12 protein-coding genes are annotated in these 12,356 nt (G+C 38.7%); 7 read left to right on the top strand and 5 right to left on the bottom strand.

The genetic code is table 11. The features are described from left to right. Positions 1-211: 211 nt before the first annotated feature. Positions 212-418 (bottom strand): MerR family transcriptional regulator, encoded by a 207-nt coding sequence (locus SC428_RS07090; protein ID WP_233445737.1) that lies wholly within the window; start codon positions 416-418, stop codon positions 212-214. A gap of 148 nt (positions 419-566) precedes the next feature. Between SC428_RS07090 and SC428_RS07085 the strand changes: the two genes are divergently transcribed. The 4 genes from SC428_RS07085 (at position 567) to SC428_RS07070 (ending at position 4,219) form a co-directional block, all read left to right on the top strand. After that, a complete protein-coding gene (locus tag SC428_RS07085) occupies positions 567-821 on the top strand; it encodes an SDR family NAD(P)-dependent oxidoreductase (RefSeq protein ID WP_318706593.1) in 255 nt (84 codons plus the stop codon). A gap of 175 nt (positions 822-996) precedes the next feature. Beyond that, positions 997-1,926: a Dyp-type peroxidase gene (locus SC428_RS07080; protein WP_318706957.1), complete on the top strand. Its 930-nt coding sequence runs from the start codon at positions 997-999 to the stop codon at positions 1,924-1,926. 373 nt (positions 1,927-2,299) lie between these two features. After that, positions 2,300-3,676: an alanine/glycine:cation symporter family protein gene (locus tag SC428_RS07075; RefSeq protein WP_070924849.1), complete on the top strand. Its 1,377-nt coding sequence runs from the start codon at positions 2,300-2,302 to the stop codon at positions 3,674-3,676. Positions 3,677-3,853: 177 nt separating this feature from the next. Then, complete coding sequence (locus SC428_RS07070; protein ID WP_070924848.1) at positions 3,854-4,219, top strand: hypothetical protein; 366 nt, start codon at positions 3,854-3,856, stop codon at positions 4,217-4,219. Between the two features lie 147 nt (positions 4,220-4,366). Here SC428_RS07070 and SC428_RS07065 read toward each other — a convergent pair whose 3' ends face one another. Beyond that, positions 4,367-4,996, bottom strand: a complete 630-nt coding sequence (locus SC428_RS07065) for a TetR/AcrR family transcriptional regulator C-terminal domain-containing protein (RefSeq protein ID WP_140182629.1) — start codon at positions 4,994-4,996, stop codon at positions 4,367-4,369. A gap of 141 nt (positions 4,997-5,137) precedes the next feature. Between SC428_RS07065 and SC428_RS07060 the strand changes: the two genes are divergently transcribed. Next, the gene (locus tag SC428_RS07060; RefSeq protein WP_318706590.1) at positions 5,138-6,220 is read left to right on the top strand and encodes an HlyD family secretion protein; all 1,083 of its coding nucleotides are present in this window, start codon (positions 5,138-5,140) and stop codon (positions 6,218-6,220) included. 1 nt (position 6,221) lies between these two features. Beyond that, complete coding sequence (locus SC428_RS07055; protein ID WP_318706588.1) at positions 6,222-7,736, top strand: MFS transporter; 1,515 nt, start codon at positions 6,222-6,224, stop codon at positions 7,734-7,736. 40 nt (positions 7,737-7,776) lie between these two features. Here the strand turns inward: SC428_RS07055 and SC428_RS07050 are convergent, their stop codons facing one another. Continuing rightward, positions 7,777-9,597, bottom strand: a complete 1,821-nt coding sequence (locus SC428_RS07050) for an FUSC family protein (protein ID WP_318706586.1) — start codon at positions 9,595-9,597, stop codon at positions 7,777-7,779. A 109-nt stretch (positions 9,598-9,706) separates the two neighbouring features. On the opposite strand from SC428_RS07050, the gene SC428_RS07045 reads away from it, so the two are divergent. After that, positions 9,707-10,177, top strand: a complete 471-nt coding sequence (locus tag SC428_RS07045) for a MarR family winged helix-turn-helix transcriptional regulator (protein ID WP_140182622.1) — start codon at positions 9,707-9,709, stop codon at positions 10,175-10,177. Between the two features lie 73 nt (positions 10,178-10,250). Here SC428_RS07045 and SC428_RS07040 read toward each other — a convergent pair whose 3' ends face one another. Both SC428_RS07040 and SC428_RS07035 read right to left on the bottom strand, forming a co-directional pair. Then, positions 10,251-11,210 carry a substrate-binding domain-containing protein gene (locus SC428_RS07040; RefSeq protein WP_404826941.1) on the bottom strand — a complete coding sequence of 320 codons (960 nt, stop codon included), beginning with the start codon at positions 11,208-11,210 and terminating at the stop codon, positions 10,251-10,253. Between the two features lie 84 nt (positions 11,211-11,294). Further along, a complete protein-coding gene (locus tag SC428_RS07035) occupies positions 11,295-12,302 on the bottom strand; it encodes an ABC transporter permease (protein ID WP_349481051.1) in 1,008 nt (335 codons plus the stop codon). Between the last annotated feature and the right edge of the window lie 54 nt (positions 12,303-12,356).

Below are 12,356 nucleotides of genomic sequence, written 5' to 3'. Positions count from 1 at the left end.
TTTTTTGAATGGAAAATCACCCTATAACCTAGGTAATCCGTATTTTGCACTATATAAAATGCTATATATATCAAACTGATGTAAGATAGGGTGCTTGTTAGATTGTCTAATAAGACGGCTTTATTGACTAGCTGTATTTTAGTCATATCAGATTTTGATAGTGTTGAATTTTTAATTTTAAATTAGTGAGGTGGTCATTTAGAATATGTAATTACTGTTCCAGATACTCATAATGTTTAATCAGTAACTCCATTCTTTGTTGCGCTGTTTTGTCGCCTAATTCTCTTAAATTTGCATATTGCTTGATCTCTTTTAATGGCATTCCTGTTTCTTTCAAATGAATAATAAATTTCATCCATTCAACATCATGATTGGAATAGAAACGATGATGATTATTTTGTCTCGCAGGATTTAATATATCTTCTTTTTCATAGTAGCGTGTATATGCTAAAACCTGTTAACAGTGAAAATTCGCTAGTAGTATAGTTCATTTATTTTCCAAAAAGTGTTGACCTAGAGTTAGCTCTATCCTCTATCGTTTAGTGACTTTATCAAAAGGAGGTAATATGAAACAACAATATTATGCAGTGATAACGGGGGCTAGCTTAGGAATCGGTCGTTTAATCGCTAAGGCATTCGCGAAGAAAGGAATGAATATTATTGCCGTTGCTCGCAGAGATAACTTATTGGTTGAATTAAAGGATGAGATTGCGGATATAAACCCTGATATTGAGGTGATAGTTAAAAAGTGTGATTTATCGTCGACGGAACAAGCGATAGCATTTTATCATTCGCGAACTCACTACCAAGTACAGGTATAGGTGAATAATGAATCAGGCGATATTTACTGTTTTTTATCTAAATAAGAATGTCTCTTTTGGTGATTAAAAAAGTATTATCTATTAAGTGGTTAATATCAATGAAGTTGGGTGTTCATTGTATTATAGTGGAACCATTATCATGAAAATGAAAAACAATGGAAAAGGTATAACCCCTATGAAATATCAAGATGTCACTAAAACTCCAGGAGAAAATTCATATTTCCTCGTTTTCAATATTGTTGATAAACAAAAGCACCGTGATCAGTTGGTCTCGTTTTGCAATAATTTATCCGGTCTAATTCGCAGTATGAGAACGCGTTTCCCCGCACTTGAAACTAGCTGTGTGATGGGATTTGGTGCCGATGCATGGGAAAGTTTATTTCCTCAATTGGCTAAGCCACAACAACTTACTCCTTTTAAAGAAATAAAAGGTAGCCGCCATACGGCTGTTTCCACACCGGGAGATTTATTTTTCCATATTCGCGCTTTAAATGTCTCTGCTTGTTATGAATTAGCTTCCATTATTAGTCAGCAGCTCAATGGTATGGTGACACATGTCGATGAAGTACATGGATTCCGCTATATGGATGGGCGCTCGATCATAGGTTTTGTTGATGGCACTGAGAACCCTGAAATGGAAGATGAACGTGTCGATTATGCTATTATTGGTGATGAAGATGAACAATTTGCAGGTGGTAGTTATGCATTTGTTCAAAAATATATTCATGATATGAGCGCATGGCAAAGTTTGAGTGTAGAAGAACAAGAGAAAGTAATTGGTCGCCATAAATTTAATGATGTGGAATTGACTGATGAACAAAAAATACCTAGCTCGCACAATGTTGTGACTAATATTAAAGATGAAAATGGTGATGATTTAAAAATTGTTCGTGCCAATATGCCATTTTCTAATCCTTCTAAAAATGAATACGGTACTTACTTTATTGGTTATGCAAGGTATTTTTCAACGACGCTTCGTATGTTGGAAAGCATGTTTCTTGGCAGTGAAAATGGTGCCACCGATGAGTTGTTAAAATACAGTACCGCTGTTACAGGGACACTATTCTTTGTTCCATCACCATCAATGCTAGATGATATTGAATAAGCCATATTTATTTTGTTCTGAGGTTATTTGTTAACCTCAGAACCCACTCTACAGAGATTCAACTATTACCGATCTGAATAATTCGAGGGGGAGCTAAGTAATAAGCGAACGGATCGCTAGGAGCCTAGAAAACTAGACGACGGGTGAGGGTAAAAGTCGTTAAGAACGTTGCAACTTGCATTATAACTCGTCTGATTTAAACCCCAATGGTAACTCGTGACATTTCTCACATTCCTTCATCTCAACTGAACTTTTAGCCGCTTTTTTCTCGCATATATTGCGTTTATCGTCTTTATTAAAGTTTATAAGTAAATGTTATCAATTTGTAACCGTTAAATAAAGAGCGATATAAATAATAAGAAGAGGGAAACGAATGGACTTGATTACGACATGGTTAGGTGAGTTAAATGGTATTGTATGGGGCGTTCCAATGCTCATTGGGATCCTCGGTGTTGGCATTTATATGCAGATCCGATTAGCCTTTTTACCTATTCGTAAGCTGGGGACTGGCTTTAAATTACTTTTCCAAAAAAATGGAGAACGAGGTGAAGGGCAGATTTCACCATTTAATGCCTTGATGACTGCTTTGTCGGCAACAATAGGCACAGGAAATATTGCTGGTGTTGCGACTGCGGTCGTGATGGGGGGACCTGGCGCGCTATTTTGGATGTGGATCACGGCACTCGTTGGTATGGCGACTAAATATTCAGAAGCTGTACTTGCTGTGCGTTTTCGTGAAGTAGATAAATATGGCCAATATGTTGGTGGCCCTATGTATTACATCAAGAACGGTTTAGGACCTAAATGGGTTTGGTTGGGCACTTTATTTGCTTTTTTTGGTGCCTGTGCCAGTTTTGGTATCGGCAACACAGTGCAAGCTAACTCTGTCGCTGATGTGTTAGAGAGCAATTTTGGTCTACATAAATGGCTAACTGCTGGAGCACTTGTTTTATTGGTTGGTGCTGTTTTAATTGGTGGATTACGTCGTATTTCTGATGTTGCAGGTAAGTTAGTCCCATTTATGACCGTTGCCTATTTTGGGGCTGGTTTATTGGTTTTAGGACTTAATTTTAGTGAGATCCCCACTGCATTTTCTTTAGTTGTAACTTCAGCATTTTCTCCTGTTGCTGCACAAGGTGGTTTTGCCGGAGCCGCGGTATGGGCTGCTATTCGTTTTGGGGTAGCTCGAGGCGTATTTTCGAATGAAGCAGGTTTAGGGAGCGCACCAATTGCGCATGCTGCTGCGAGAACACAAAACCCGATCCGCCAAGGGTTAATCGCGATGTTAGGTACCTTTATCGATACTATCATTGTCTGTTCTGTCACGGGGTTAACCATCATTATTACTGGTGGTTGGCTAACGGCAGAAACCGGTGCAACATTGACGGCATCATCTTTCCAATCAGCAATACCCGGAGGTAATTATATTGTCGCGATTGCGTTAGCTATTTTTGCATTTACGACCATTTTAGGGTGGAGCTTTTATGGTGAAAAATGTGTTCAATATCTATTTGGTTTAAGGGCGATTAAGGTATTTAGAGTGCTGTGGTTGATTGCTTTACCTATCGGCGCGACGCAGTCACTGGATTTTGTTTGGTTATTAGCTGACACCTTGAATGCCATGATGGCGATCCCGAATCTTATTGCATTGTTAATGCTAAGTCCTGTTGTATATCGACTGACTCGTGATCATATTAAAGATGTCAACGCTGATAGTATTGATATGGCAAACAAGCTATATGAGAAGTAAATAGTTAGACGAAGCTTCATAGGATTATGGAGCTTCGTTTATTTACCAAAAATAGTTCCACATGAATAATTAATCATCGGAAAATTTTGCAATTGATTGGGCAACATGTTTTTATAGAGACAATACCCTGATTTTATAAGTAAATATTGCTCACGATTTTGAATGTATGGAGCCATAATGATAAAAAAAGCGTTTACCATCACACTGCTTCTTGCTGTATGTTTTCCGGTCTTTGCGATGAAAGAGTATCAGCTTCAATGCCCTGAAGGGGAAAAAATGACGATACTCCATACTAACTATTTGATCTCAACATTGAAGAGAGGCTCACTCTTTATTCTTTCTCACCCAGCCATTCGTCATAGTGATAATAATGTTAAGTATAAAATTTACAATTTCCTAAATGGAGAGTCATTAGTCAAAACAACGGGGAATAACAAGCACTATTATTTTATTTATAAAAATGGTGATAGGGTAGAATGTAATAAGCTAAATGAAACCGAGCTAGAGATTACCAAACTACCCATTGTGCACAATGTTGGTTAAATTATCGACACATTACAGTCGCAGTGAAACATGAGAGCAATATACCATTGTTGCTCATTTTTTCTGTCTATAGCATTAAGTCACCCTAATTGGTGTGACAATGTGGCTTGAAGTTAATGGCTCAATGATACTGGCGCATAATGCTATTTAACCCTTATTCGTTAGTCCATCAATAATCAGCTTTAGCCCATCTAAAAAACGTTCATCATAGTTATTGGCAAATAACATTTCTTTAGCTTCCCATGTATAGGGAAATTTTTCTTTGGATAACTGATCAAATTCAGATTCTTTATTAATAAAATCGCTGTCTGCTGAGAATGTAGCCGCTTGTTGTTCAATGCAGCACCCAAGAATGAAATAAAATACCGTCATGGTACTACTGGCAGCGCTTTCTACAGGTATCCCAGCTTGCATAAATGTTTTAATCAATGCGTTGTTAATACGTAATACATTGTCAGAAATAATATAAGTACCCGCAAAGACACGTGCGCCATCTCGATGCTTTAAGAGAGCGTTTCTAAGTTGAGACGTTATCTTAATTAGGTTCGTTGACCAATCATCTTCGTATTGAAAATCGACAGCGACCATGGCGACAATATGGTCGGCCATTCCTTCGACGAGCGCTTGCTTATTATTGAAATGCCAATACAGTGACGCCGCTTTGATGTTAAGAGCATCAGCAAGCTTTCGCATCGTTAAACCTTCAATTCCTTCAGTTTCTAGCAGCATTAATGCTGTTTCTAATACCTGTAAACGGGTAATTTTTGGTGTTCTCATAAAAAAGTCTCATTTAGTCCTTTATTCCCTAACGATGTTAGTTTAACATATTTAAACAACCTAACGATGTTAGATTATGAATTTTTTTTATTTAGGCAGAGTTGCTCAACCTAATGATTGAGTCGTATTGAGGTTAATAAAATGACGACAAATGGATCTAAGCCTTTCTCACAGAAAATAATTTCTTTAACACCTTGGCTCAGCGTGTTATGCATTGGTGTTTTTATTCTGTTTACCACCTTAAATTGGGATAAATGGTTAGGGTCTAAACGCTATCAAGAGTCGAATAATGCGTACATTAAAGCCGATTCAGCCATATTGAAATCACGTATGACAGGTTATGTAGCTAATCTTTTGGTCGATGATTATCAATTTGTTCGCCGTGGAGATGTGATCGCGAAAATTGATAATCAAGAAGATGTTTTCAAACAGAAAATAGCCAAAGCCAATTATCAAAAATCTGAGCAACAGTTGAGTAATTTAGCAGGAGAAATCAAGGAACAAGAGCTGACGATTGAAATGCTATTTAATCGCTACCAAGCTGCAAAAATTGAAGTTGAGCAAATGAAGCGTAGCCCCTTATTACGTAAAGCATTAATCAATAGTGGTGCAATAACCCAGCAGAATTACTTGGATGCTAACTCGGACTTACAGCGCTTAATTAAGCTAGAGCAAGCAGCAAAAGCACAATGGGAGCAAGCTAAACAATCAAAAACAATATTAAGTCAGCAAAAGGAAATACGGATTGCTGAGCGAGATATTGCATTAGCTAATTTAAAACAAGCAGATACTCAATTATCTTATGCAACAATAACTGCTCCATTTGATGGGCAATTGAATAAGGTAAAACTTAATATTGGTAGTTTTGTGACGTCAGGTACTGAAGTGGTCACGGTCACTCCCAATAAACAGCCTTACATTATCGCTAATTTAAAAGAAACACAGTTAAAGAATGTTCATACCGGTCAAGCGGTATCCGTCAAAGTTGATGCCTTTCCGGATGTTTTATTCAGCGGGGTTGTGCGTGATATAGGTGCTCAGAGTAGCGGTGAATCCGCATTAATTCCTGCTGATAATAGCAGTGGGAATTTCACTAAAGTCGTCCAGCGTATTCCTGTTTATATTAGCTTTTTATCTGAGCAAAGTGATTTAAATAGACTGAGACCCGGTATGTCTGTTGTTGTGAATATTGATACACAAAGCATAGCTCAAAAAGGTAAGTAAAATGTTCTTGAGTTTATTTTACGGAGCAAAAGAGACAAAACCATTATTTGCGGTTATTTCTGTTTTTCTTGGTGCTGTTTTATCAACATTATTTATTCGTATGTTTTCTCTTTCATTAGCAGATATTCGAGGCGTATTTGCATTCGATATGCAAGAGGGAACATGGATTAATGTTTCATTAAATTCAGCGCAGCTGATTAGTATGACATTAACGCCTTGGTTTATGGTCACTTTAGGTGCTGAAAAAATTCTAATGTCTACGAGTGCCATTTTATTGGGTATTTTTTTAAGTACACCTCTTTTAGGTGGGTATTATGGCTTTGAAGTATTAATTGTGATCCATTTTATTTTAGGCTTATGTTTAGGGGTCTATCTTCCGATGACCATTTCATTAGCTTTAAGAAGCTTACAACCTAGTGTTTGGTTAATTGTTATGGCGGCATACAGCTTAAGGGTTTCTTTGGGGATGGATGCCGGAGTTGGAATTTCCGGCACTCTTGTTGATACATTTAGCTGGCAATGGCTATATTGGGTATGTGCTTTTTTCGCTGTATTGATATTTATTTTTGCTTGGAAAGGTATACCGTTAAGTAAAGTTAATTATGCGCTACTATCTGAAACCGATTGGGGCGGTATGGCGCTGAAAAGTTTAAGTTTAGTTTTATTATATGTCGCTGTTGTTCAAGGTGAAATGTTGGGATGGGAGAACTCTGGATTTATTATTTCATGTTTAATTAGTAGTGTTATTTTATTCGGTATTTTTATTTGTAGAGCATTATTTTTCGATAAAACTTTTGCTCAGCCTCATTGGCTGGCAAATCGCAATCTATGTCTTTGTTTCATAATTTCGTGTTTATATGGTTTTTTAATGCTAGCGAATTCGTTATTTGTTCCTTCATTTTTATCTTCTATTGGGGAATTAAAACCACAGCAAATTGGCGAGGTCACTAATATTGCATTTATTGTATATCTACTCTTCAGTCCTATAGCTGTGTGGCTGGCTAAACGAATTGATGCTCGGTTATTGATGACAGTAGGTGTTGCACTCATAGGATGCAGCTGTATTTTAGGTATGCAAGTTGATTATCAATGGCGAGTGCATGAGTTTATTCCTTTGATGGTGATACAATCGATAGGTGAGTGTTTAGTTTTAATCGGTTTAATTGCGTCATTTGTTGTCAATATGCAACCTCAATTTGCCTTGCATTTGGGCGCTTATGTTTCTATCGCAAGGGTATTAATGCCAGCTCTTTCAGGGGCATTAATGAATACCTATTTACGTATTTCTTTTGATGAACATTTTGACGCCAAAAGAGCATTTATCCAAACCGGTGAGCAAAAGTTACTTTCTGAAGACACAAGTTTGACGCTTTTATCGCTGATAAATCGGGAAGCCTATGTCGGTTCCTTTATTAATGGATTCAGTTTGACGTTTATTATTGTCATTATTGCACTGATACTTATTCTATTTTTGAAGCCGCTACCAAAGAATAATATTGTGCCTCACAATGAGTAAATCTATTGAATAAATATAAGGTGTTATTTATTGATTAATACTAAGGCATTTTTTCATCCAACAGCTTTTTTAAATGCACTTCTAATTGAGTAAGTTCGTTGTTTCTTATCTCATTTCGTTTTAGCTTTTTAAAAATAGCCGCAATTTTTAATTGCTCAAGCCTGCCTTGTTGAATACGCCTTTCAAGTGCATGGAGTGCTCTTTTTTTCGATTCATGATACGAATATCGCTTATGTAATATCAGTAAATTTAGCCAAATTCCGTGCCGTGCTGTAAAAAATGCTAATGTCGGCTCAGGATGTTGTTCATTTTTGCGTGCCAGCAATAATCCACTAAATAGTCGATGCATAAATTGGGTGGTTGAGGCTTTATTTCCCTGAATTAATCTATTGATACCTTGTTGGAATTGTTGCTCTGCAAGATACAATAATTGTCGATAACGTTTTTTAGGGCTGGTGGGATAAATCCATGCAAAAGCAACCATTGCGACTAATGGGCCTGAAACAATCGCGATAGCATTGCCTATACTTTGTGCAAATGATAGCGAGTAGGGATAAGTAGGTTGCAGCAAAATGAGTGAAACCATAATGTAATCAAAGGCGATGAGGATCAGCTTATTATGGGAAAAAATAATCACACCACTGATTATTACAGGGATGATGAGAAAGGTCATTTGCCATGAAGAAGAAGCAAAAGGCCATAAAAGCCACGTACAAATTAATGCGGTAATGGCTCCAAGAAATTGCCCCGTAAAGATATTTTTCATAAATTTTGCGGGGTAATCTAGTGAAGCAAACAAAGCTAGCATGACCGATAGACCGAGAGTGAGATAGGCCAAGGCTTGCCATTGCGTCCATAACCATAAAAGTCCTACTACGCCAATGGTAACAAATGAACGAAAAACAGTGTGCCATGCAGAAATTCTATCTTGATGGAGTTTTAATTTATCAATTTTCTTTATTCGTTTGATGGATTTCTCTTGCGTTACATAGTAAAGCGGGATCAATAAGGTTTTTAGGAGGCCATTGGGGCAAAGAGAGAGTATTTGCTTCCACTGTGTGTTTGTAGGTTCTTGGGGTGGAAAGTAAAAAGGTGCAATCGTTAGATAATTATCTAAGTGCAATAGTATTTGGCTTTGTGAAATCAATTTTTGACGTGCTTTAGCGACTTGTTTACGGTGGTAACGCCAACCAATTCGGTTCGCTTCTAACATCTCTTCGTAACTTGTCATAAGTTGCCACAGTTGCTCGATAACCTGTTTTTTCACTGGTTTTTTCAATTCGAGTACGTCATGAAGGATTTGGTAAAACTGAGTATTTATTTGATCTCTAAGAGCAATGATAGGTTCTTGTTGACGTTTAGGCGTAAATAAAAAGTTAAAAACAACCGCTGAAAGTACGCCAACAAGAATAGTCCAAAGCCTATCCCATGCGACAGCAAAGAGGTTATTGGTATCATGGATACTGAGCATACTGACCATGACCGCTGAATAACCGGCAAGTAATGTGCCATAAGCAACAAAGCCTTTTTGCAGTTGACCTATACCACTACATCCACCTAACCAAATGGCAAGGCCAAGAATAAATAATAAAGGGTGAATTAAATTTAAATGGAGCAAAATCACCCCTGCAAGGACACCACTGACAGTACCTGCAAAGCGCCACCAACTTTTTTCTAATAAATTTTCACGCCAAGGTTGCGCAGATGCCCAAACCGTCATCGCTGCCCATTGTGGATGGATCAATTCTAAATATTGAGCGATAAAAAGTGCCGCAATAGAGGCACATGCGGTAATGACGGCAAAACGAAAGCGCGCTGCGTTAAATCCTAAGCGGTGCAGTAAAGTTGTATTTAGTGACATAAAATATGGGTAATTTTCGGGGTGTTAAATGGGTTGTTAGTTGATAAAATCAACCAAATGCCAGCTGATTATCGACTAATTGGTTGATAAAATCAACTAAAGAGGTGTTATGCGTACAGAACAAGCCCGAGTATTTGGCGTGATAAGTCGAGCCGCTCATCATTATATGAAATGGATGGGCGAGCCATATGGAATTAATGCGATTGAATGTTTGATGATTTTACATATCCATCAAAATGATGCTTTGACTTTGGAGCAAATTTCTAAAGCAATGGTAGTGGATAAATCCGTCACGACGCGAGGTGTAGGGAAATTTCTTGAAAAAAAGTGGGTTGAGAAAACGAATAGTCAGATAGATAAGCGTGCGTACCATGTTTCTCTAACGGAGCTTGGCGCAACCATTGTCAGCGAACTAAACCATAAGTTAGATAAATGGAATGATTATTTAGCCGCCGACTTATCGGAGGAGCAGGCTGAGCAACTATTCCATTCACTTGAAAGTCTCACTAAGCGAGCACTTGAAAGTTCAGTGAATGATTTTCCGTTGATATGTGCAGATACAAAAGCATTAGAGAAATAGTGGCTATACTGATGAATATCACCGCCTTAAAATCAGGCGGTGATATTGTGTATCAATGAGATATGATAACGGCTTATTTACGTGCGTCTAATAGCTGTTGAGCATTTTCTTTGGTTACGACCGTCCAAGGAATTTGGTAGCGCTGATCTTTACCATCATTCCATTGCAGTTGATCTGCATATTGTTTCCAAATCGCTGATTTTGGCTGATAGCTATCGCCTTTTACTGATTTCATTGCGATATCGATAGAGCCTTGCATTTGTGCATTAGCATCTTGCAGAATGGAAACCATTTCACCGTCCTGAACCGCAAAAATCGCATCAGAAACGCCATCAACACCAGCAATGGCAAAGCTGTTTACTTCAAGGCCCGCACCTTTAATGGCTTCGATTGCACCTAAGGCCATTTCGTCATTTTGTGCAATAACACCGTTAATTTTTCCACGGTGTTTTTGTAGCCAGTTTTCCATCAGTGGCATCGCTTCTGCCCGTGACCAGTTTGCGGTTTTGCGCTCTAATACTTTGATTTTTCCTGGGCCACATTCGGCAATGGCTTTATCGTTACCTTCACCACGTTGGATTTCACCGCTTCCCCCTTTAGGGCCTTCGATGATCACTACATTGCCTTCACAGTTCATTTTTTCCAGCACTGCTTTAGCTTCCATGTAGCCACCTAGAACGTCATCAGAGACAACTTCAGCGGTCATTTTGTCGGTATTTAGGCGGGCGTTAGTGACAATTACAGGAATTTTAGCTTCATTTGCCATGGTGACCACATCAATATTGGCCTCATAATCCATTGGGTTGATAATGATCGCATCTGTTTTAGTTTGAATTGCTGTTTCAGCTTGGTTATTTTGTACCATTGGATCATAACGGCCATCGTAAACGGTAATGATGGCTTCGCCGTCTTTAACCGCAGGATGCTCTTTTGCCGCTTTCTCCATTAACTGGACGAACTCAGCCTTCATGCCATACATCAAAATGGCAATTTTTACAGGCTCTTCTTTAGCAGCGAGCGCCATGTTACTCATCAATAATGCAGTGGTAAGAGCTGCAATTTTAGTCATTTTTTTCATTATTATACCTTTCACAGTGAGGGTTCAGTGTTGTTTTAATTAATCACGTCTTTGTTTACGTGAAGGGTCGAGCAGTACAGCGATGACGATTAATGCACCTTTAATAATTTGTTGGTAATAGGATGGAACACCTAATAAATCCAACCCATTGTTCATAACACCAATAATTAATACGCCGAAGAAAGTACCCACTAAGGTGCCGACGCCACCAGACATACTGGTTCCGCCGATGACGACAGCGGCGATAGCATCTAATTCATACGCGCCACCAGCACTCGTTTGCGCAGAGCCAGTTCTAGCGGTTAAGATCAAACCAGCGATCCCCGCTAGCGCACCACAGAGTGTATAAACTAATACTTTGACTTTGATCACGCTGATCCCGGATGTTCTAGCACTTTTGGGGTTACCTCCCACAGCATAAACATAGCGGCCAAAAGTGGTCTTATTCAGCAGGATCCAAGCGAGAGCGAAGATAACAATCAGCAAGACAACAGGGACTGGGATATCAAAAATATAGCCATTACCTAGCCATCTAAAATCGCTATTCAGTTGCGAAACCGGGTTACCGTCGGTGGTTAACAGTGTTAAACCACGTGCCGCAGATAGCATCCCCATGGTAACGATAAAGGGTTGAAGGTTAAATTTAGCTAAGATAGTGCCGTTGATCAGGCCACATATGATGCCAATGCCTAATGCGATGATCATCGGCACCATAACCGCATTAGCAGTATCACCGATGGAAAGCCCTGCGTTGGTTGTGGCGAAACGCGCAGCAACAATACCACTAAGAGCAAGCACAGAACCGACAGATAAGTCGACCCCAGCGGTGATAATCACAAAGGTCATGCCAATCGCCAATATACCGTTAATAGAAATTTGGCGTAACACAATCATCATATTGTCTTGGCTAAGAAAATAGTTGTTGGTCCATTCTCCACGAGCAACTTGTACTTCGCCAATGACTGCGACGATAAGGCAAAGCACAAAGAAAGCCATGATAATTCCATACTTATGCATGTTTTTCTTGTTGCGGGCGAGTAAAGACATCCCCGGTGTTGGTGTAGAGTAAGTAGTAGTCATTGTTTTTCTCTTAATTCTTTT

It is taken from the genome of Providencia sp. 2023EL-00965 (assembly GCF_033550225.1).
GTDB lineage: Bacteria > Pseudomonadota > Gammaproteobacteria > Enterobacterales > Enterobacteriaceae > Providencia > Providencia manganoxydans.
Note: the sequence above shows the minus strand (reverse complement) of the source record. Positions and strands in the feature narration are given on the sequence as shown.